Source organism: uncultured Shimia sp. (assembly GCF_947493595.1).
Lineage (GTDB): Bacteria > Pseudomonadota > Alphaproteobacteria > Rhodobacterales > Rhodobacteraceae > Shimia.
Map to the genome: position 1 here is coordinate 1 of NZ_CANLRL010000005.1, position 21,684 is coordinate 21,684.

The following is a 21,684-nucleotide window of genomic DNA, read 5'->3' on the forward strand; positions in this document are numbered from 1 at the left end:
AATCAAACCAACCAGATGAGCCGAACTCTCTCTTAGTTTAGGCCGCCCTTGGTTCCAAAAACTCTGACGACGCACACGTACAGCAAGGCGCGGTAATCGACCGGTACTATTCCTTTTTGACGAACCCGCTTCCAACTTGCACGCTGCGGCGCAACAAAAACTCATCGAGAGTTTTCCTGAAATTGCTGTCGACGATCATTCGCTAGCATATACAACACATAGTCACTACATGATCGAACCGGCTTGGTTGGAGCAAACATTTGTCGTTACAAACCGGGCCGATACGCCTGATGGTTCAGTAATCGACAAAGCTTCTCTAGACGACGGTTCATTGGACATTAAGGCCGAAACATACAGGTCCTTTGTCAACAAGAACCCCAACAAAACCTCCTATTTTCAACCAATATTGGACAGGTTACAGGTAGTCCCAGACAAGTTTAACTTCGACCGACGATCCATCGTAGTTGAGTGGAAATCCGACTATTACATTCTGCGATACGCCGCAAAACTGCTGTCCGATGACGAACTCTATTTCCTTCCCGGATTGGGGGCGGGCACGTTGGGCGCCTTGATTGCGCTGAGCACTAGTTGGAACCTCAATTACCTTTTTGTTCTAGACTCCGACAAAGCTGGTCAAAGAGCGTGTGACAAATATGTCAGGGATTTTGCGATACCAAATACTAAGATTACCACACTCAACGACTACCTAGACGTTGTAAATGTAATAGAAGACTTGCTGGATGAGCCAGCACGATTAAAAATCAAAGGCTTGTTAAAAATAGACAAAGCGCCCACCAAAGCGCAAATTAGGCGGTTTTTTCAGGAAAGTCTTGCAACTAACCAAATTGAGCCTCTAGGAGCTGGTTTCAAAAAGAATGCTAAGACGTTGATTGAGGCGATGAAATCACGACTGGACGAAGTTTAGAGTCTTTTCCGGGGCTTGGCTCAAGGTTTCTTTTTCATATTGGCGCGTAGCGCCAATATAGGCGTGTCTTGCCAAGCTTGGAACTCTGCAAAACGGGGGCCAGATGCAACGCTTACCTTCAAACCTCTTCCTGAAAAACTCGAAAGCACGGGTTAAATTTGCAAAACCAGCAATATGGCACCCATACGACACCCAGCTCAAAATTGACACATCGCCTAGGAACGGCGACTACAAGCAACGCACTGTTATCATTCGGTAAAAATGGTGCCCGGGGGCGGAATCGAACCACCGACACGAGGATTTTCAATCCACTGCTCTACCCCTGAGCTACCCGGGCACGGGAAGGCGTCTCGCCTTGGGTGCTGGCCTTCTATGTCAGCCAATCGGGGCTGTCCAGAGGAAAAAGACAAAAAAGTCAGTGCAAACGTGAACTTTGTTTTTGCATCTCTTCCAGGGCCTCAATGGCCTCCTCCGGATCCTGAGACGGCACCGCGTAATCGCCCCCAAACCACTTGCCCAGATCAATGTCCGCACAGCGTTTGGAGCAGAACGGACGATAGCTTTGCAGCGTGGCTTTTTTACAGATCGGACAGCTCATGTGAGCACATCCGCAAGCGGCACACGGGCGTTTTTGCGTTGCAATTCAAAGTGCCCCAATGGCGTCCAGCCCACCAAAGCGGTGTCGATGGTGTCCCGCTTAAAGGCCGCACGCAGAGCGCTCTCAAACCCGCGGCGGTCTTTCTTTGGCATCGGCGCCAGGTCGAGCACAATCTGCCCACCGAGGCCGCGCACGCGCAACGCCCGCGGCAGCGCTTTGGCCACCGCAAAGTTGGTTTTTGTCCCGGCCGCAGGCGAAGTGTCTTTGCCGGTGTTCACGTCCACCGCAACAAGCGCACGGGTTGGCTCAACATACATAGAGGCTCCGCCGCCCAAGGACACATAGGCACCTTGGGCCATATCCAGAGCATCGAGCACGCCGTGGCTCTCGAAACTGCCTGCTTCGGTCACCACTTCGGCGGGTTCGGACCAATCCCGCCACGCCGCAACATGCGGACCATCGCCGTCGATCAGCTTTTCGGCAGGACCATCCGCATCGGCCAAGACCTGTTCAGCCAAATCAAGCATGGCCGCAATATCTTCGGCGACATCTGCATCGTCCGCCTCGGCGCAAGCGGAGCGTAGAATGATCCCCGCATCGGGCGTTTCAACCACCGCATGGGCCACCCCCAACAGCGCATCCCGGCGCTCATCATCACGGATCGAGCGACTCACGTTCACCCCCGGCGCGCCCGGGGTGACAATGGCATAGCGACTTTTGAACAGCACTTTTTGTGTAACCGGGATCGCCTTGCCAGCCTCGGCCAATCCGGTCACCTGCACCAGCAACACATCACCCGGTGCAAGACCTTTGACCTGACGCAAGAAGGCCATGCCATCCGGGGTTTTCAAGAACATCCCACCCTGCCCTTTGACAGGTCGGTCCGCCACCGCGCGGTAGATGGTGCCGGGTCGCGGCATGTCGCTGTCAATCAGCAGGTCATCGAGTTGGCCATCCACCATCAAAGCCGCGGCTTCGCGTCCTTCGATGTGGTCCAATATAATCTGACGTCCGTTCATGTGCGTTCCTTGTAAAGCGGGTAGCCAGCCGCGCGCAGCAGGCCAGCGGTTTCGGCCACGGGCAGCCCCACAATGCCGGTAAATGACCCAGAAATCCACGGGATGAAAGCACCGGCCGGACCTTGGATGGCGTATCCGCCTGCCTTGCCCCGCCAATCATTGGTGGCCAGGTAGGCGTCTAGCTCTTCATTGGACAGGCGTTTCATTTTCACAGTGCTGACCACATCGCGCTCAAACAGCTGCCCCCCCTTGCGCAGCGCAACCGCAGTGATCACCCGATGGCGCCGACCGGACAACGCCCGCAAAAATTCCGCCGCTTCGGCAGCATCTTGCGGTTTACCCATAATCCGACGCCCAAGCGCAACGGTGGTATCCGCGCATAACACAGCGTCAGAGGCGGCAGCCTTTACCGCCAATGCCTTCTCACGCGCGATTCGCACGCAATAAGGACGCGGCAGTTCATTTTTATGGGGATCTTCGTTGATGTCAGGTGGGCAAATGTCATCTGCCACCACCCCAATCTGCGCCAACAATTCTTTGCGACGCGGACTGCCAGAGCCAAGTATCAGCCGCATGCCGGACCTCTTAAATGCGAAAAGGCGGCCCGCTTGGGGCCGCGCAATGTCTTGATGTAGTTCGCTTATTTGAAGCGGTAGTTGATCCGACCCTTGGTCAGATCATAGGGCGTCATCTCGACTTGAACCTTGTCGCCAGCCAGAACACGGATGCGGTTTTTGCGCATCTTGCCTGCCGTATGTGCGATGATCTCATGGCCGTTTTCCAGCTCGACCCGAAACGTCGCATTTGGCAGGAGTTCCTTCACGACACCGGGAAATTCGAGCAGTTCTTCCTTCGCCATGGTCTCTCCTTTGATTAGCACCTGCAGCATTTTGCAGGACGTGCGCTTAAATGAGGGCTTTTTCCCTTTTTTTCAAGGGTCAAAACCAAAAGAAGCCGATTTATCCAAAGATACCCCGACATTTCCTCCTCTTAGCCACCAATTGGCTGGTGGTCTGGCAGTCGGCTGAGCCAGCCGCCCGCTTGGACTTCATACTTGCGCCAGCCTAGGGCGCTGCCCTTATATATCTTTTGGCGTACCTGTTCTTGCGAAGCAGTACGCACCACATTGGCACTGTCTTGCGGCGCCAGGCAGGCGTCTTGCCAATCCAACCCAAGCAATTGAATAAGCTGAGGGATTTGAGCGTCAGGATCAGCAACCAGCGCTTCATAGTCGACGTCAATGATGCGCTCCGGGAACCGCTCATGCCAGAACGCCATCAGGTCTTGATAGAGTTCAAAATAGCGGATCAGGCTTTTTGTATCATTGGTGAACCCCAGCCCCTCACCAGCAAAGAAATGTCGGAAGTTGGACCAGCAACACGCCTTGGGGTCGCGGTAAACATGCACGATTCGCGCTTGCGGCATCGCTGTTGCGATATGGCCGATTAGGCGAAAATTCAGCGGCATTTTATCCGTAATGAACCGGCCACTCCCGGATTGAGACAACAGCGTCAAATATCGCTCTCTCAAGACGACTGCCTGCTCCAGTTCCAGCGGAGTGGATAGCAAATCCAGCCGTTTGACTAAGGGCGCGAGATAGTCCAATTCTCCGGCCTGCGTCACATCCGAATGGCGGCCGATGATGGTTTCGGTCAGCGAGGACCCCGATCTCGGCAATCCCAGAATGAAGATTGGCGTGGCGGTCGCGTCCAGCTCTTCGATTTCAATTACGGACGGATTGACGAATTGCGCCTTTAAACTTTCAAAAAGCCGCTCCTCGCGCGCAATATCAAAGTCAGACATTTCAAAAGAGCGCCGATTGGCAATTTGCAGATTCCGGTAAGCCGCCTCATAATCGCCGCGCTCTTCCAAAGCAGCCACTTTCGCAGAGCGTAACCGCGACTCGTCTGACTTGGCGTTTCTTTGCGCGAGTTGCGCGTCCAGCTTCTCTTCAAATCCGGCCATCTCCGAGGGGCGCCGAAACGCAACAAAGTTGGCGTATGTCACACTGTTTTCAGGGGCCTGCTCGAGCGCCCTTTGCCACTGAACCAGAGCGTCTTCCGACCGCCCGACGGCTTCCAAAAGGCTGGCATAACATCCCGTAATATCGGGATCTTCAGGCCAAGCTTCAACGCTCACCTCAAGAAGCTGAACGCCAAGCTCCAGCTGCCCTAGAGCATGCAATACGCGGGCATTTCGCAATACATAGGAAGGCTCGTTCGGCGTGAGCTTTTGGGCGATTGCAAAGCACTCCAACGCAACAACAAGCTGTCCCGTTGCCTCAAACGCTTCGCCCAAATCCGCCGTGTAAATTGGGTTTGTTGGGGCTTGCTGGACAGCTTCTGCAAACGCCGCCAGCGCCTTTTCCGTGTTCCCCAACCCCAGTAGGCAATGCCCAAGACCGTTGAGAGCTTCCCCACTGTCAGGATTGGCCTCCAAAAAGGCCACATACAGAGGCAGCGCCGAGCGCCACTGAGATTTTTGCAGCAACGACTTTGGCAGGGAAAGTGGATCGGCATCCACTTTGCGCATCAACTGAATGGCGCTTTTCCGCAAGGAAGCCGCATTCTCAGAAAGCGCGACACTTTCTCCGGAGCCGGAGATTGCAGTGCGAGAGAACGCGACCTTCAGGGCATCATCTGGGGGGGCTGCGAAATCTGAAAACTGCCCAAAGGCAACCTTGCCTTTGGTATCCCGAGGTTTTTGGGAAAAGGAAAACGCTTGTTTTGAGGCCTGAGGCATTCTGCCATCCTTGCTGTCAGTTCAGGGATAACGTCTCAAAACATGGCAAACAAAAGGTTAGTGTTCGCGCGTTTTCCGAAGAAATCGGCCTAGCCCCAACGCGCGCGCAGGTACGCCACGATCTCATCACGCGCGGCCCTGTACGCGGCCAGCCTGGCCTCCCGCCCGTCTCCAGCCTGCGCGCCGCTTGGGTCCGATACCGGCCAATACTCCAGCTCCAGATGGTCAAACCGCGTGAGCTCTTCCGCCTTGCTGCGGCTGGCAGGGGTCAACGCCACCACCATGTCGAAACTGGACAGCTCATCGCCCAGCTTTTCCATCTCTTCAAAGCTGCGGGTGCGGTGCCGGTCCAGCTCCACGCCAATCTCGGAACACACCGCAATGGCAAAGCCGTCAATCTCCAGGTCGCTGCGAATCCCGGCGGATTGCACATAGACGTCCTGACCATAAAACTTCTTCATGATGCCCTCCGCCATGGGGGAACGCACCGCATTCTGGTCACAACAGAACAAGACCGATTGTGGCAAAACCTGCTTCTGATCGGGATCCGCCACGTAGCTCAGCCTCCGAAGTGCAGGACACAGATCAACGTAAACAGGCGCCGGGCGGTATCAGTGTCGATGTCCGCCTTACCCTCCAACCGCTCCTGCAACACCCGCGCGCCTTCGTTGTGGATGCCACGGCGCGCCATGTCGATGGTCTCGATCTGGCTCGGCGGCAGGTTTTTTACCGCATCAAAATAGCTCTCACAAATGGCCCAATAGTCTTTCACCACTTGCCGGAACGGCGACAGGCTCAAGTGAAACTCCGCAGCTTTCTCACCACCTTCGCTGGTCACATCAAACACCAGCCGCTTTTCGCGGATCGACAGGTCCACGGAGAATGGCCCGTCCGGGACCACGCGATCGTCGCGTTTGGGCAGCGCAAAACTGTTCTCTTCCAACAGATCAAAAATCGCCACCTTGCGCTCCTGGTCAATCTCCGGCGTGGGAGGTGGCAGGTTGCGGTCATCAATTTGGATGTGGCTGATCCGGGACATGGGAAGCTCTTGTCTTTTTGCGATGCAGCATGAGTAACGCACCGCCCCCCATCTTGTCCATCGGTTGCAACTGTCGCAGCCATTGACAGCCCGCTCAGGCTGCGCAATCCCAATTGAGACCATGTGAGAGGACGCCCCATGTTACAGCCCCTGCCTATCTTTGACCTCTCGGGGCAAAACGCCCTGATCACCGGCAGCACAGACGGGCTGGGCAATGCCGCCGCAGAGCTTTTGGCTCAAGCAGGCGCGCATGTCTGGATCAACGGGCGCAACGCGGAGCGCTGTAACGCCGTGGCGCGTGACTTCCGCGCTGCAGACCTAAAAGCCACCGCCCTGCCGTTTGATGTGGCGGACGAAACCGCTGCGGAACACGCCTTTGCCACCCTGGCCACCGCTGATGGCCTCTCCATACTGGTCAACAACGTCGGTCAACGCGACCGCCGCACGCTACCGGTGTTCACGAGGGACAACCTACAAACGCTTTTAAACGTAGACCTGATCTCGCCATTCCGTCTCTCCCAACGCGCGGCCGATCAAATGCGCCCCAAAGGGTACGGGCGGATTGTGAACATCTCCTCCATTGCCGGTCTCATCGCACAATCCGGCGATGCGGCCTACACCTCCGCCAAAGCCGGCATCAACGGCATGACCAAAGCCATGGCCGCCGAACTTGGCACCGATGGCATCAACGTCAACGCGGTGGCACCGGGCTTTTTTAAGACCGCGCCCAATGCCGCCGCCGCACAAGACCCGCTACTCGCCGAGAAGCTCAAAAACGCCACCGCGCTCAAACGCTGGGGCAACCCCGAAGAGCTCGCACCAGCCATCCTCTTCCTCGCCAGCCCCGCCGCCAGCTATGTGACAGGGCAGGTCTGGGCCGTGGATGGCGGCTACACCAGCCATTATTGAACGCTCCGCCAGCAGGTGCTGAAAGAACTTTGGGCCTCCAGCGAGGATATTTCTGGTCAAATGAAGTAACGATTCATTAACCATGTCACGGCACGCGACCCAAGCGGTACAGGCGGGGACGCCGATGACCGCGTCAAGTGAAGCGCCCTGGCCTTTGTGGCTGGGGCGTGCCTTCATTTGACCCAAAATATCCTGGGGAGTCACAGCCTGCTGTGACGGGGCAACGCCCCTCTTACTTGTTCAACGCATCCAAACGCGCGCGCACGCTAAGACCATGCGCCTCAAGGCTTTCCGAAACTGCCAGGGTCTCCGCTGCCGGACCAATCGCCTTCAAGGCTTCCGGCGTCATTTTGGAAAGAGTGGTGCGTTTGATAAAATCCATCACCGACAGGCCAGAGCTGAACCGCGCCGAGCGGGCTGTGGGCAACACGTGGTTTGGCCCGCCAACATAGTCGCCAATCGCTTCCGGCGTGAATTGACCCAGGAAAATCGCCCCAGCGTGGGTGATCTTCTCAGACAACGCGTCCGGGTCCGCCACACACAGCTCCAGGTGTTCCGGCGCAATTCGGTTGGACAGTGCCGAAGCCTGATCCAGATCTGCCACGGTGATCACCGCACCAAAGTCACGCCAACTGGCCCCGGCAATCTCACGCCGCTCCAGCGTTTCCAAACGCTTATCAACGGCCGCCGCAACCGCCTGACCAAAATCAGCATCGTCGGTGATCAACAGTGACTGCGCACTTTCGTCGTGCTCCGCCTGACTCAGCAGATCCAGCGCAATCCAATCCGGATTGTTGTCTTTATCCGCAATCACCAGAATCTCGCTTGGTCCGGCAATCATATCGATGCCCACTTTGCCAAACACGCGGCGCTTGGCCGCCGCCACAAAGGCGTTGCCCGGCCCGGTGATCTTATCCACGGGCGCAATTGTGTCGGTGCCATAGGCCAGCGCGGCCACCGCCTGCGCCCCGCCAATGCGGTAAATTTCATCCACACCTGCCAACCGCGCCGCCAGCAGAACAAGTGGATTGGCAACACCGTCCGGGGTTGGCACCGCAATCGCCAAGCGCTCCACACCTGCCACTTTGGCCGGGATCGCGTTCATCAGCACAGAGGACGGGTAACTCGCCAAGCCACCGGGCACGTATAGTCCCGCAGCAGAAACCGGCGTCCAGCGCCAGCCCAGCGTGGCCCCGCTGTCATCAGTCCAGCTTTCGTCACTTGGCATCTGACGTGCGTGATAGGCTGTCACCCGTTCAGCGGCCAGCTCCAACGCCGCGCGGTCTTCGTCAGTCACCTGCGCACAATAGCTGTCGATCTCTGCCTCAGAAAACCGCAAAGTCCCCGGTGTCAACTCCAGACGGTCAAACTTCGCCGTCAGCTCAATAACCGCCGCGTCCCCACGATGACGCACGTCTGCGATGATGTCGGCCACAACGGCGTCCACATCCGGGCTGTCTTCACGCTTGGCCCCCAAAAGGGTGGTGAAGGCGGCTTCAAAATCAGCAGCTTGCGCATCAAGAAAAACGGGCATTTGGTCTCTCCGTAAAGGTCACGCCTTCTTAGACCGCGCCCCTAGGAGGCTCAAGCGTCAAGCTGTCTCAGCATCAGAACATCGTCGCGGGGCTGCCCATCGACAATCACAGAACGTGGACGCAGGCCAATTTGCTGAAAACCACAGGACTGATACAGCGCCTGCGCGCCGTGGTTCTGATTGTCGACACAGAGCTCCAGCTGCAACACGCCCATTTGCAGCGCCGCATCCACAGCGGCATCCATCAAAGCCCGCGCCAGGCCACGTCGACGAGCGGAGGGATGCACATATAGGGGGCCGATGTCGGCCATATGACGCATCCGTTCTGGACCGCCCCGCCTGAGAGCAACAAAGCCCACCAGCGTTTCGCCGTCAAACGCGCCAATCACCTCACCGGAGGTCAGTTTTGCCACCAAGGCACTGTCCGGTGTGGCCACCGCCTCCGCTGCGGTCAGCAAAAACGCCGAAGGATCCGCACTAAGCCCCTGCAGCCAGAGGCTGCGATAGGCATCCATATCATCCGCTGTAAGCGCGCGGATCATGCGGGATGGCTTGGGGTGGATTTGGAAGGGGCAATGTAAGGCCGTGTTACGTCTTTCAACGATACTTCCAGCGCTTCCACCTGCAAACGGATCGCCCCGTCGCCTGCCAAGGTCAGAATCACCGCGCCGTCAGCGTCTTCGCCCGGCTCAAACGTCACAGACAAAACCGACAGGATGGTGTCCGCATCACCACGTTCCACACCTTGCGAGGCCACACGCACAACATTGTCGACCACCAACAGGCTCTGCACCCGCTCCACAGAGCGCTTGCGGCGCTCTGCGGCGGTCTGATCTTCCCAGCGGAACCGGTTCAGCAACACGGCAAAGCGGCGCTCTTTGGCCAGCCACTGCATCTCGGACGCCGGAAAGATTGCATCCTGCGCCAGCGTGGAGAGAACTTGCAAATCCTCTGCATCCAACGCGCCGAGATTTAGCGGGCGATCGCCGCCGTCTTCAAACCGTGCATCCTGTTGCGTCACTGTTCCTGTACCCTTTCGATATGGGCACCCACGCCGCCCAGCTTTTCTTCAATGCGCTCATAGCCACGATCCAGGTGATAGACCCGACTTACAATGGTTTCGCCTTCCGCGGCCAATCCAGCCAGGATCAACGAAACAGAGGCGCGCAAATCAGTCGCCATAACGCGCGCGCCTTTGAGCTTTTCTACACCATGCACTGTTGCGGTGCCGCCGTGCACCTCAATATTGGCGCCCATGCGGATCAATTCCGGCGCGTGCATAAAGCGGTTCTCAAAAATTTTCTCTTCCAGCACAGACGTACCGTCAGCGGTACACATCATCGCCATGAACTGCGCCTGAAGGTCGGTTGGGAAGCCCGGGAACGGCTCGGTAGTCACATCCACAGCCTTCACCCGGCCATTCTTGCGCGCCACTTTGAGACCCTTTTCGGTCTCTTCCACATCAATCCCCGCCTCGTGCAGCTTGGCGACAAAGCTCTCGACCAAATCCAGACGCCCGCCCAGTAGTTCCACCTCGCCACCACAGAATGCCGGTGCCAGCATAAAGGTGCCCAGCTCGATCCGGTCAGTCACAACCGGATGGGTCGCGCCGTGCAGACGATCGACACCCTGAATGGTGATGTCAGAGGTACCATCGCCATCAATTTGTGCGCCCATCGCGCGCAGGCAGGTCGCCAGATCAACAATCTCCGGCTCCCGCGCGGCGTTCTTGATCACCGTGGTGCCTTTGGCCAGCGTCGCCGCCATCAGGATATTCTCGGTTGCCCCAACAGAGGCAAAGGCCAGCTCAATCACCGCACCTTTGAGACCATTTGGCGCCTTGGCATGCAGGTAGCCATCTTTCAGCTCAATCTCTGCGCCCAGCTTCTCCAGGCCAAAGATGTGCAGATCCATTGGTCGTGCGCCAATCGCACAACCGCCGGGCAGCGACACAACTGCATGGCCCAGACGCGCCAACATCGGCCCCAACACCAGGTTGGACGCGCGCATCTTACGGACAATGTCATAATCCGCGATATGGTTGTTGATGTCATGGCTCGACATCGCCAGCACCTTGCCATCCTGCAGGCTGGTCACTTCCGCGCCCAGCGAGCCCAGCAATTCGCTCATGGTCTTGATGTCACTCAATCGCGGCGCATTGGTCAGCGTCAGCGGTTCTTCGCTCAAAAGCGTGGCCGGCATCAGAGTCAGACAGGCATTTTTAGCCCCCGCAATTGGGATCTGCCCCTTAAGCGGCCCGTTGCCGCGTACAATAATCGAATCCATTTAATCCTGCCCTTTACTCTTCACCGCCTCGCTTGAGTCGGTTGTCTCACTCTGCGCACGTGCTTTGGCCTGCGCTTTCCGGCGCCCCATGTTGGCTTTTAACGCTGCCTTGAGCCGATCTTCGCGGCTGTTGGCAGTTTTTTTGGCTTTATTTACAGGGGTCGATTTGTGTTCCATGCAGTTTCTTTACATGAGGTGCAAAAAAGGGTCCAGATTGCGCTTGCACATGTTGAAGTTTGGTCCTAAACACCGCGCCACGGTAATGCTGTGGTAGCTCAGTGGTAGAGCGCACCCTTGGTAAGGGTGAGGTCGGGAGTTCAATCCTCCCTCACAGCACCACCAGACCTCCTGAAAATGCAAGAATACACGCAATGCGTGATCCGTGTGGGCGTCACCCCCAAAAAAAACGGGGCACAGCGGTCATCATTTCATGCGCTTTTCTACCGCCCGCCTCATTCAAATCGAAAGGGCGCGCAAGCACACAGAATCATGGGGAGCCAGATTCGGCGCAAACCAGCCCAAACTCTGCAAAACTGGGCCATCGATTCGCCAGACATCGTTCGCGAGATGGGGTTAATTCACCCAAGCCCACCCGCTTGTCGCCAATTTGCAAACAATCCCGACCCTCTCCTTGTGGCGGGATCACCACAACCGAGTTAACCTTCCGGCACCTGCAATTGGTTCACAGTTGGAAACGACCACACCCGCAAATAGGTGACGCAAGGAAAGCCAAGGCAAAAAAGGCCCAATTTTGTCCTTCGTACACGCCGGAGCGCCACATTTCCCGCCCTGATTGCGCCTCATTTCGGAAACAATGCAGACAATAGCCCTGCGTGCATTAACCAAAACTTAAGACCTATTGTTGCCGTATTTTCCGCGCTTTTCGTCAAATTTTGCAGGTTTTTGTTTCTTCCTCGCCTCGATTGCATCATATTTAAGGGCAAGTCCAACTGGGGGACGAGTTCTGGCTAGGGGCAGCCAAACGATATGTAGAGGGCATCAAATGATGTCGCGTAACTCACGCCAATCGGCGCATTGAATCCAATTCTGCGGGTTCAAGGCGGGTGATGGCGGCTGACGCGGCTTGTGCGATGAGAAAGAGGGTACAATGGCTGATCCAAACGGTCCTGGAATTGTAGACGGCACGCAAAACGACGACGAAATCTCCATCGGCTTTGTCGATGTGGATGGCGATACAGTTGACAACTCCGGCAATGTCATCAGTGCCCAAGACGGCGACGATGACATCACTGCAGGAACTGGCGACGACACCATCTATGCGGGTGACGACGATGATGTGGTCAACGCGGGTGGGGGTAACGACGTCATCTATGGCGACGAAACCGACACTGTTGACGAAGATCCTAACGATGGCAGCGAAGGCGAGCCTGGCGACGATCTCCTTGTAGGTGAAGCTGGCAATGACACCATTTACGGCGGTGGCGGCAACGACACCATTTATGGTGATTTTGAAGACGGCCCAACTGTTCAGGGCGCGCGCGAAAGCTTCAACTGGAGCGAAGTGACCGGCTTCGCTGATGGCGCAGCGGTGCCTACAGGTTATGCACAAAACACCGGATCCGTGGATGTAACGGTATCCACCTCGACCAGCGGAGGTGGCGACTCCAGCTTTGCAACAGCCACACAGCTGCTCACCGACGTGGACACTGGTGACGAAGACGGTAACGTCAACTCCGGCGCAAACCTGACCACCGGTACCGGCACCAACGCCAGCGTGACCAAAGGCGTTGAGTTCTCCGAACCCGTCGACAACGTACTGTTCCGCATCAGCGACATTGATGAGAACGCCGTTGTCAAAGTCCGCGCATGGGACGAAGACGGCAACGAAATCGAAGTGACCATGTATGCCAGCGGTGACACCAACTTGCACCTGGTGGACATCAACGGCGACGGCACAACCGAAGCGGCGATTTCTGACGGCACCAATCCAAGCGACGCTGAAGACATTGACAACTCTGTGCTGGTGGCCATCCCTGGCCCGGTGGCACGGATGGAAATCATCAACGTCAACCTGGACGGTGAGCCGTCTGACGTTGTGGTGTCTGACGTGTTCTTCGACGCGGTCACTCCAACCGCGATCTTTGACGCGGATGACTCGCTGATGGGCGAAGATGGCGACGACGTCATCTATGGTCAGCAGGGCGACGACACCATCGACGGTGGCGCTGGCGCTGACACCATGGAAGGTGGCGCAGATGCTGATCGCTTTGTCATCGGCTCCGGCGAAGAAGGTGACGGCGATGTCATCCTTGGCGGTTCTGACGGCGACGACCACGACGTGCTGCAACTCGATGGCATCGAAGGTGTGGACTGGCGCATTGTGGACGACAGCGTCGACAGCGACGGCAACGGCATCGACGGCACAGTGGAATTCCTCGACAGCTCCGGTGACGAACCTTATGTGACTGGCACGGCCACCTTCGAGAACATCGAAGAAATTGTCTGCTTCACACCGGGCACCCGCATTCTGACCCCTATGGGCGAAGTGGCAGTGGAAAACCTGAGCGAAGGCGACCAGGTTGTGACCCGCGACAATGGTCTGCAAACCATCCGCTGGTCAGGCCGCAAGCATGTGTCTGGCCGTGACCTGATGGTGCGTCCGGAACTGCGTCCGATCCTGATCAAACAAGGTGCGCTGGGTCCAAACCAGCCAGAGCGTGACATGATGGTTTCCCCATCTCACCGCATGCTGCTGGTGTCTGAGCAAGCCGAACTGCTGTTTGAAGAGCGCGAAGTTCTGGTTGCCGCTAAGCACCTGACCCACCTTGATGGTGTGGAGCAGATCGACGTGGTTGGCGTGGACTACATCCACTTCCTCTGTGACAACCACGAAGTGGTGCTCGCAGACGGCGCATGGAGCGAAAGCTTCCAGCCGGGTGAATACTCCATGAACGGCATCGGCAAAGAGCAGCGCGACGAAATCTACGCCCTGTTCCCGGAGCTGCAGCAACGAGACGGTCTGGCCGGTTACACCGCCGCCCGTCTGTCGCTGAAGCGCCACGAGGCCAAGCTGCTGGGCTAACCCCCACAGTCACAAGTTCGCTATGGGATGGGTCGACCTTCGGGTCGGCCCGTCTCGTTTTAGAACTGCCGCAACCTAACGCTGGACAGTTGCAATGGAATGCCGTCAATTTGCTTAACACGCAAAGTTCTGACCGGAGCCCACCATGCCAGCGCCTCACAACCCATTCAAAGCTGCCCTTGCCAACAACCAGCCCCAGATCGGCTGTTGGATGTGCTTTGGCGAGACCGTTGCGGCCGAATTGATGAGCACCACAGGCTTTGACTGGCTGGTGGTGGACGGCGAGCACGGCCCCAATGACCTGCGTTCGATCACCGATCAGGTCCGCGCCTTAGAACCCACAAACAGCCATGCGGTGGTGCGCGTGCCCATTGGCGAAGACTGGGTGCTCAAACAAGTTCTGGATGCCGGCGCCCAAACCGTTCTGGTGCCAATGGTCGACACCAGCGCACAAGCCGAAGCGATTGTGCGCGCCTGCCGCTACGCACCTGACGGTGTGCGCGGCATGGGCGGCTACGGCGCGCGCGTCACCCAATTTGGCGCCATCCAAGATTACGGCACCACCGCCAACGCGGAAATCTGCGTGCTGGTGCAGGCCGAAACCCGCACCGCCATCGAAAACCTCGACGACATTCTGGCGGTTGAAGGCGTGGATGGTGTCTTCATTGGTCCCGCCGACCTCTCTGCCGACATGGGCTTCCCCGGCCAACCCGAAGCCCCCGAGGTGCAAGCCGTCATCAAGAACGCGATCACCCGCATCGCCGCCGCTGGTAAAGCCCCCGGCATCCTGACCTTTTCGATGCAAGCCGCCAAAACCTACCTCGACCTTGGCGCGACCTTTGTGGCGGTCGGCATCGACACGGTGGTGCTGGCCCAAGCCGCCCGCGCACTGAGCAAAGACGCCAAGGCACTGATCAAGTAACTCAAATCAAAAAAGAATTTTAATGGCCCCTTTACTCCCTAAAACCCTCGCAATTTGCGCGTTTGCATTCGGCAGCGTACTTTCCTTTTCCGTTGAAGTCTCCGCTGCCTGCGCCAACCTTCGTGACGGCAACACCTTCACCGTCACACGAAATCAGCCATTCCTTCAGACCACCAGTACGGTCCAGGCGGATGGATCGGTCCTAGAACATCGTTCCCAAACCCGAAATGGGAAAACGGAAAAAATTACAACCACTTACTGGAACGGCGTGGCGGCAATGGATCGAAAATCCTCTTCCAGTCACATCCAAATGAAAGCGGACAAAAATTTACGATCCGCGGACCTTACCAAACCAAGCAAAACCTATAGCGCGCCAATAGAGCTTTTTATAAACGGTAAGAAAATCGACCAGGGGACTTTCACCATTAAAACGGTACAAAAAACCAATTTGTCGATTGGTGGGTGCACATACCCGGTGATGGTTGTCCGGACATCGCTGTTGCGAGAAAAGGGCGCCCCAATCTATGAGGAGGCACTGCTCAGCCTCGACGCAGGCATTTTATTGGGCAACGTGGCGATGACCGACGATTGGTCGCCCAAACATGGGGTCTTCTTCGACAAGGTCGAGGCCCAATAAGTCTGCCTCGCCCCAAATAAAAGGGCGCCATCGCAGGCGCCCCGGTAGTCCTTTTGCAAGACCATCACCCCTTCGGCGGCGTGTACCAGATCGGCGAGGAATAAGCCCGCTCCTGATGGATCAACTGCGCCTCCGCAGGCAGTTCAATGCCAAACCGAAGTTTGTCGTAAACCACCCAGCGCGGCGTTGGAATTTCCAACACACGCACATAATAAAACGCCGGTTGTGCCGGATCAAAATCCGGGTCCGTCCACACGGAGGTCAGCTCAGACGCGCCAATGGTGTTGGCCCAACTGGCGGTTTCCAGATCAACAGTGTTGCCAACCTCAGGCACTTTGCCGTTGGCATCCATCTCGCGATCACCAGACCACGCAACGTCGTAAACCTTCTCGTGCAAACCACCGTCCGCATCCATCCAGCCTTTGATCACCTGCATCCGGTCGAGATTGGCCCCAATGGGATCACGCAAAGCCGCCAGCAAGAAGCTCGGCGCGCCGCCGCCCTCATTTGGCCGCAGGTCTCCCCCCATGGGCACACCTTTGGCATAGCCCACCACGGCTGGATTGCGGGTGCGTAAATCGTCCTCACCAAATTCCCAACCACCAAAGAAGCGCAGCCCCATACGAGGCCCGGTGGTGGCATAGGTTTCGCGCCGCTTGAAGGCGTCAAAGATTGCCGAGCGGGTGTTCTCCGTTGCCCAAACCGCTGTGTAGCCAGAGGCCACAAGCTGGTGACCTTCGATCCGACCCAAATCACTGGCAATAAACGGATGATCAATCCGAGTCGGGGAGGGTTCCACGCTCACCGACTTCGAGAAGAAATTCTCTTCCTCAGCGGTGGCCAAGCCTGTGTGGCTATCGGTGGCCCCGCCAATGCCAAATTTATAGGGGTTCACACCCAGTTTTTTCTCCAGCGCCAAGCCCCGCTTAAGCGCCTCACGGGCATATTCCCCCGCCAACATCTCTTCGGTCTTGAGTTCCGTCAGGTCAAGATTGCCCGCATCCCAGTTCTCATAGTCGGCAAACTCATCATCGGGACTCAGGAACGGGTGTGCCTCGCCATCGCCTTTGATCTGGGTGATCTCGTAATGCGGCTCCCATTTGGCCCGCAATTGAACGTACTGCTCATCCACTTTGCCACCGTGATAGGTGTCTTCCGTGGGGAACATCCAGCCGTTGGACAGGTTGCCGTTGTGGGCAAAAGCCACCGCACGACCGCCGGTTTTTTCCTGATACTCCTCCAACCAGTTCCACAGATGATACGGATCGGTATCGCCATAGGGCGGCTGCGTCACCGGCGGCACCACTTGCAGCGCCCGCATGGGGCCGTCACGCAGCATCACATTGCGGTGCAGGTTGAAGCCCTTGGGCACAGAGGTCCATTCAAAGCCGATAAACGCCGTGAACCGCCCTGGATCATTGTGCGCTTCCGCCGCGTTCACAATCTTCTCCCAAGTGAAGGAGAACGGATCAGCGCCGGGGCTGTAACTCTCCACCAACAATTCCGGCAAGGTCATCTGGGAGAAGTTGGTGATCAGATCAAACGCGGTTTTCCCGGCCTCGGCCCCACCTTTCTTGTAGCCCTCATACCACTCGCGCCCCTTTGGATCGGCCAAAACACCTGGCTTCCCCGCCTGCAAATCCGGCGCAAAACCCATCAGGTCGGTGTGATCGGTCAGCACCATCCAATCGAGCGGACGGCTGAGCTTTACCGGCTGCCCTGTGGAGGACACCACCTGCTCCCCCTTGGCAAATCGCCATGCGTCATCCGGCCCCAGAATATTGCCAAACGCCCCCGCATCCAGCGACAGGCCGGTGTGCAAATGGGTTTCCCCCCACAAAGGGAAGGTTGGGAAAGATCGGTTGGCATAAGGCGAATAAGGCGCGTCAGCAAACCCGCTTTCGGCGGCTTCCTCGGACGGCACAACCTGCGCCACGCTCTGTGTTGCCATCAACAGGGCAGCAGCCCCAAATGCGGCGGCACATATTTTTGCGCGAGACAGTGTTTCGGGGTAAACGGCGGAACAAACAGGCTTCATTCAACTACTCCCAAATGGAACGAGAAGCAGCCCCGAACCTCAGGACCGCATCAATTGAAAAGTGATCGGTGGTATATGCTTTCACGCTACCTTAAATCGGCTGAAAACCAAGGAAATTCGACTCTGAGAATCTTCTGCATCGTCGATGAAGCCCATCAAAGGGTGCAAAAACTGCGAATTTCGGGGGCATTTGCTTGCCGTTCAGCCCTGCAACTCTTTCTATGAATCTTTGAAAATACTCTGGCCTAACCCTTAAAAACCAAGGATATGGAAGACAACCAACGGACGCCGAGCCGGCCGTTAGCGCCCTGAGTGAAATGACCCGCCGAAGTTTACCTTGCAGACACGGCAGGCCAGTTTCTAGGGTGAATGCGTAAGAATTTCAGCGGTTTTGCCTTTTTTGAAGCGCACTACCCGCAGCCAGGGGGACAGATATGAGCACACCACTACTCTCCATCAAGGGGTTGACCAAGACCTACCCCGGCGTGGTGGCCAATGACGATGTCTCCTTCGACATCGGCACCAACGAGGTGCACGCGCTGCTTGGCGAAAACGGTGCTGGCAAATCCACGCTCGTGAAAATGATCTACGGCTTGGTGAAGCCCGACAGCGGCACCATGACCTGGAACGGGCAACCCTTCGCCCCGCCCGAACCGAAAGCCGCCCGCGCCTCTGGCGTGGCCATGGTGTTCCAGCACTTCTCGCTGTTTGACGCGCTCTCGGTGGCGGAAAACGTGGCGCTTGGCATGGAGAACCCGCCCGCCATGCGCGATTTGGCCCGCCGCATCCGCCGTGTCTCTGAAACCTACGGCCTGCCGCTCGATCCCAACCGCACCGTGGGGGATCTTTCTGCCGGGGAACGTCAGCGTGTGGAAATCATCCGCTGCCTGCTGCAAGACCCCAAACTGTTGATCATGGACGAACCGACCTCGGTTCTGACCCCGCAAGAGGTCGAGATCCTGTTTCAGACGCTGAACAAGCTAAAGTCTGAGGGCACCTCGATCCTCTACATCTCCCACAAACTCGAAGAGATCCGCACGCTCTGCGACCACGCGACCATTCTGCGTCTGGGTAAAAACGTGGGGGAATGCGTGCCCGCCGAAACCTCAGCCCGCGATATGGCGGAAATGATGGTTGGCGACACATTGCAAACCCCAACCCGCACCACCGAAAAAGCGGGCGACGTTGTTCTGGACGTGTCAGGTCTGACACTGGAGCCCACCAATCCGTTTGGCACCACGCTCAAGAACATCCACTTCACTGTGCGTGCCGGTGAGATCCTCGGCATTGGCGGCGTGGCGGGCAATGGTCAGGACGAGCTGCTATCCGCGCTTTCCGGTGAATCGCTCACTTGGCCTGACTCGATCAAGGTCAACGGTCAGGATGTGGCCAACCTCGGCCCCAATGCCCGCCGCGAAATGGGCATCCTTGCTGCGCCTGAAGAGCGTCTCGGCCATGCCGCAGCACCCGATCTGAGCCTGACCGAAAACGCGCTACTGACCGGCGCCATCCGCGAAGGGCTGACCAACAACGGGTTTGTAAACTGGTCCAAAACCACCGAGTTTGCAGACACCATCATCAAAGAGTTTGATGTGCGCACACCGGGCAACCACGTGGCGGCCCGCGCGCTCTCCGGCGGCAACCTGCAAAAATTTGTGATTGGCCGCGAAGTGCTGCAACGTCCTGAAGTGCTGGTGGTGAACCAGCCAACATGGGGTGTGGATGCCGCTGCTGCCGCTTCGATCCGCCAAGCCTTGCTAGATCTGGCCGCGGGCGGCGCTGCGATTGTGGTGATCTCCCAAGACCTTGATGAACTTATGGAAATCTCTGACCGCTTTGGCGCCCTGAATGAAGGCCGCATGTCCGACATCCGCCCCGCCGCCGGTCTCTCGATTGATGAAATTGGCCTGATGATGGGCGGTGCCCACGGCATGGAAGTTGCCCACGTGGGCGAAGAAGACAAAGAAGGAGCAAGCGCATGATCGCGCTGGAAAAACGCCCCACCCCGTCCCGCGCCCTGTCGCTTTCCACTCCGCTCATTGCGGTGATCATCACCATGATCATGGGTGGTCTGCTGTTCAGCGTGCTGGGCAAAAACCCGATTGAAGCCATTCGCACCATCTTCTGGGATCCGGTGTTTGGCGAATTTGCCTTCTACTATCGCCCGCAACTTCTCGTGAAAGCCGCGCCACTGGTGTTGATCGCCATTGGTCTCTCGCTTGGCTTCAAGGCTGGCATCTGGAACATTGGGGCCGAAGGCCAATACATCATGGGCGCGATCTGTGGCGCCGCCGTGGGTTTGGCCTTCTACCCCACCGAAAGCCGTTTGATCTTCCCCTTGATGATCCTTGCAGGCGCACTTGGTGGCTGGGCCTGGGGCATGATCCCCGCGCTTTTGAAAGTCCGCTTCGGCACCAATGAAATCCTGGTCTCGCTGATGCTGGTCTATGTGGCCGATCAACTGTTGGCCTCCATGTCGCTGGGTCTGTTGCGCAATCCCGAAGGCATGGGCTTCCCGGGTTCCCGCAGCTTCACCGGCTATCCGGCAGCCAACAGCTGGATTAACGAAGCCGCCGGCCTGCACTGGGGCATGGCCTTTGCCTTTATCGCCGTGATCTTCTCCTACATCTTGCTGAACCGCCACATCCTCGGCTTTAACATCCGCCTGACCGGCGAAGCGCCTCGTGCGGCGCGGTTTGCCGGTGTGAACCCCACCCGCCTGATCCTGTTCTGCCTCGGCACCTCCGGTGCTTTGGCGGGGTTGGCTGGCCTGTTTGAGGTTTCCGGCCCCTCCGGCCAGATCAACATCGACTTCGCATCCGGCTATGGCTTCACCGCGATCATCGTGGCCTTCCTCGGCCGCCTGCATCCCGTTGGCATCCTGCTCGCAGCCCTGCTGATGGCGCTGACCTACGTCGGCGGCGACCTGGCCCAAGGCAACCTCGGCCTGCCTTCCGCCGCCATTCAGGTCTTCCAGGGCATGTTGTTGTTCTTCCTGCTCGCCCTCGACCTGCTCACCAACTACCGCGTGGTGCTTAAAACCAAGGGAGCCGCATAATGGATCTTTCCGCTATCAACCCCGTCCTGCTGATCGCCTCTTTGATGGTCGCTGCCACCCCGCTCCTGTTGGCCGCCATTGGCGAACTTGTGGTCGAACGCGCAGGGGTTCTGAACCTCGGCGTCGAGGGCATGATGATTATTGGCGCCATCGCAGGCTTTGCCATCGCGGTGGAAACCACCTCACCGTTGCTGGGCCTTGTGGCCGCCATGGTCGCAGGCGCTGTTTTGTCCCTACTCTTTGCCTTTCTGACCCAGTTTGCCCTGGCAAACCAAGTCGCCTCCGGTCTGGCACTCACGCTGTTTGGCCTTGGCCTCTCCGCCCTGATGGGCCAATCCTACGTGGGCATCAAACCACCGGCCATGGCCAAGCTCGACATCCCGGTGCTGTCCGACCTTCCGGTGATTGGCCCGATCCTGTTCAGCCACGATCCCGTGCTCTACATCGGCATTGGCCTCACTGCTGCCGTTTGGTGGTTCCTGAAAAAGTCCCGCGGCGGGCTGATCCTGCGCGCCGTTGGGGAAAGCCATGACGCCGCCCACGCACTTGGCTACAACGTCATCCGCGTAAGGGTTCTCGCCATCATGTTTGGCGGTGCCTGTGCAGGTCTTGGCGGGGCGTATATCTCGCTGATCCGTGTGCCGCAGTGGACCGAAGGCATGACCGCCGGGATCGGCTGGATCGCTCTGGCGCTGGTGGTGTTTGCAAGCTGGAAGCCGTGGCGCGTGCTGCTGGGTGCCTATCTTTTCGGCGGAATCAACGTTTTACAGCTCAATCTACAGGCGGCAGGTATTGCCATCCCGGTCGAATACTTGGCAATGTCGCCCTATCTGATAACCATCCTCGTTCTGGTTATCATGTCGGCTGACAAAAGCGGTGCACCCGCCTCTCTTGGCCGCACCTTCCACGCCTCACAATGAGGCACCACATAAAA

Annotated in this window: 21 protein-coding genes and 2 tRNA genes; 9 read left to right on the top strand and 14 right to left on the bottom strand. The window is 57.6% G+C overall.

What is annotated here, in order from left to right; all coding sequences use genetic code 11:
* Window positions 1–136 precede the first annotated feature (136 nt).
* A complete protein-coding gene (locus Q0955_RS12945; RefSeq protein ID WP_299424825.1) occupies window positions 137–925 on the top strand; it encodes a hypothetical protein in 789 nt (262 codons plus the stop codon).
* Window positions 926–1,187: 262 nt separating this feature from the next.
* Here the strand turns inward: Q0955_RS12945 and Q0955_RS12950 are convergent.
* The 8 genes from Q0955_RS12950 to Q0955_RS12985 form a co-directional block, all read right to left on the bottom strand.
* Window positions 1,188–1,262 (bottom strand) — tRNA-Phe (locus tag Q0955_RS12950).
* A gap of 78 nt (window positions 1,263–1,340) precedes the next feature.
* Entirely contained in the window at window positions 1,341–1,523 is a 183-nt protein-coding gene (yacG, locus tag Q0955_RS12955; RefSeq protein WP_299424827.1) for a DNA gyrase inhibitor YacG, read from the bottom strand.
* The gene (locus tag Q0955_RS12960; protein ID WP_299424828.1) at window positions 1,520–2,542 is read right to left on the bottom strand and encodes a ribonuclease E/G; all 1,023 of its coding nucleotides are present in this window, start codon (window positions 2,540–2,542) and stop codon (window positions 1,520–1,522) included. Before Q0955_RS12960 ends, yacG begins: the two co-directional genes overlap by 4 nt.
* On the bottom strand, window positions 2,539–3,117 hold the full coding sequence (locus Q0955_RS12965) for a Maf family protein (RefSeq protein ID WP_299424830.1): 579 nt from the start codon (window positions 3,115–3,117) through the stop codon (window positions 2,539–2,541). Before Q0955_RS12965 ends, Q0955_RS12960 begins: the two co-directional genes overlap by 4 nt.
* A 65-nt stretch (window positions 3,118–3,182) precedes the next feature.
* Complete coding sequence (gene infA, locus Q0955_RS12970) at window positions 3,183–3,401, bottom strand: translation initiation factor IF-1 (protein WP_007205486.1); 219 nt, start codon at window positions 3,399–3,401, stop codon at window positions 3,183–3,185.
* 131 nt (window positions 3,402–3,532) lie between these two features.
* Window positions 3,533–5,284 carry a sulfotransferase gene (locus Q0955_RS12975; protein WP_299424831.1) on the bottom strand — a complete coding sequence of 584 codons (1,752 nt, stop codon included), beginning with the start codon at window positions 5,282–5,284 and terminating at the stop codon, window positions 3,533–3,535.
* An 89-nt stretch (window positions 5,285–5,373) separates the two neighbouring features.
* On the bottom strand, window positions 5,374–5,838 hold the full coding sequence (locus Q0955_RS12980) for a low molecular weight phosphatase family protein (protein WP_299424833.1): 465 nt from the start codon (window positions 5,836–5,838) through the stop codon (window positions 5,374–5,376).
* Between the two features lie 5 nt (window positions 5,839–5,843).
* Entirely contained in the window at window positions 5,844–6,323 is a 480-nt protein-coding gene (locus Q0955_RS12985; RefSeq protein ID WP_299424834.1) for a UPF0262 family protein, read from the bottom strand.
* A gap of 138 nt (window positions 6,324–6,461) precedes the next feature.
* On the opposite strand from Q0955_RS12985, the gene Q0955_RS12990 reads away from it, so the two are divergent.
* A complete protein-coding gene (locus Q0955_RS12990; RefSeq protein ID WP_299424836.1) occupies window positions 6,462–7,232 on the top strand; it encodes an SDR family oxidoreductase in 771 nt (256 codons plus the stop codon).
* Between the two features lie 232 nt (window positions 7,233–7,464).
* Here Q0955_RS12990 and hisD read toward each other — a convergent pair whose 3' ends face one another.
* From hisD to Q0955_RS13015, 5 genes are read right to left on the bottom strand one after another with little or no spacing between them, the layout of a single operon-like run.
* Window positions 7,465–8,766, bottom strand: a complete 1,302-nt coding sequence (hisD, locus tag Q0955_RS12995; RefSeq protein ID WP_299424837.1) for a histidinol dehydrogenase — start codon at window positions 8,764–8,766, stop codon at window positions 7,465–7,467.
* A gap of 50 nt (window positions 8,767–8,816) precedes the next feature.
* Window positions 8,817–9,308, bottom strand: coding sequence for a GNAT family N-acetyltransferase (locus Q0955_RS13000; protein WP_299424839.1), 492 nt, complete (start codon window positions 9,306–9,308; stop codon window positions 8,817–8,819).
* Window positions 9,305–9,787: a DUF2948 family protein gene (locus Q0955_RS13005; RefSeq protein ID WP_299424841.1), complete on the bottom strand. Its 483-nt coding sequence runs from the start codon at window positions 9,785–9,787 to the stop codon at window positions 9,305–9,307. Before Q0955_RS13005 ends, Q0955_RS13000 begins: the two co-directional genes overlap by 4 nt.
* Window positions 9,784–11,052, bottom strand: a complete 1,269-nt coding sequence (gene murA / locus Q0955_RS13010) for a UDP-N-acetylglucosamine 1-carboxyvinyltransferase (protein ID WP_299424843.1) — start codon at window positions 11,050–11,052, stop codon at window positions 9,784–9,786. Before murA ends, Q0955_RS13005 begins: the two co-directional genes overlap by 4 nt.
* Window positions 11,053–11,229: a hypothetical protein gene (locus tag Q0955_RS13015; protein ID WP_299424844.1), complete on the bottom strand. Its 177-nt coding sequence runs from the start codon at window positions 11,227–11,229 to the stop codon at window positions 11,053–11,055.
* A gap of 87 nt (window positions 11,230–11,316) precedes the next feature.
* Between Q0955_RS13015 and Q0955_RS13020 the strand changes: the two genes are divergently transcribed.
* The 4 genes from Q0955_RS13020 (at window position 11,317) to Q0955_RS13035 (ending at window position 15,654) form a co-directional block, all read left to right on the top strand.
* A tRNA-Thr gene (locus Q0955_RS13020) sits at window positions 11,317–11,391 on the top strand.
* A 769-nt stretch (window positions 11,392–12,160) separates the two neighbouring features.
* Window positions 12,161–14,095: a Hint domain-containing protein gene (locus Q0955_RS13025; protein WP_299424846.1), complete on the top strand. Its 1,935-nt coding sequence runs from the start codon at window positions 12,161–12,163 to the stop codon at window positions 14,093–14,095.
* A 145-nt stretch (window positions 14,096–14,240) separates the two neighbouring features.
* Window positions 14,241–15,017 carry an HpcH/HpaI aldolase/citrate lyase family protein gene (locus Q0955_RS13030; RefSeq protein WP_299424847.1) on the top strand — a complete coding sequence of 259 codons (777 nt, stop codon included), beginning with the start codon at window positions 14,241–14,243 and terminating at the stop codon, window positions 15,015–15,017.
* A 22-nt stretch (window positions 15,018–15,039) separates the two neighbouring features.
* A complete protein-coding gene (locus tag Q0955_RS13035) occupies window positions 15,040–15,654 on the top strand; it encodes a hypothetical protein (protein WP_299424849.1) in 615 nt (204 codons plus the stop codon).
* A 64-nt stretch (window positions 15,655–15,718) separates the two neighbouring features.
* Here the strand turns inward: Q0955_RS13035 and Q0955_RS13040 are convergent, their stop codons facing one another.
* Window positions 15,719–17,692, bottom strand: a complete 1,974-nt coding sequence (locus Q0955_RS13040; RefSeq protein ID WP_299424850.1) for a DUF3604 domain-containing protein — start codon at window positions 17,690–17,692, stop codon at window positions 15,719–15,721.
* Between the two features lie 434 nt (window positions 17,693–18,126).
* Between Q0955_RS13040 and Q0955_RS13045 the strand changes: the two genes are divergently transcribed.
* Genes Q0955_RS13045 through Q0955_RS13055 form a run of 3 tightly spaced genes read left to right on the top strand, consistent with a single transcriptional unit; the run spans window position 18,127 to window position 21,670 of the window.
* Window positions 18,127–19,674: an ABC transporter ATP-binding protein gene (locus Q0955_RS13045; RefSeq protein WP_299424852.1), complete on the top strand. Its 1,548-nt coding sequence runs from the start codon at window positions 18,127–18,129 to the stop codon at window positions 19,672–19,674.
* Window positions 19,671–20,750 carry an ABC transporter permease gene (locus tag Q0955_RS13050; RefSeq protein WP_299424853.1) on the top strand — a complete coding sequence of 360 codons (1,080 nt, stop codon included), beginning with the start codon at window positions 19,671–19,673 and terminating at the stop codon, window positions 20,748–20,750. The genes Q0955_RS13045 and Q0955_RS13050 overlap by 4 nt, the downstream gene beginning before the upstream one ends.
* Window positions 20,750–21,670 carry an ABC transporter permease gene (locus Q0955_RS13055; protein ID WP_299424855.1) on the top strand — a complete coding sequence of 307 codons (921 nt, stop codon included), beginning with the start codon at window positions 20,750–20,752 and terminating at the stop codon, window positions 21,668–21,670. The genes Q0955_RS13050 and Q0955_RS13055 overlap by 1 nt, the downstream gene beginning before the upstream one ends.
* Window positions 21,671–21,684 lie beyond the last annotated feature (14 nt).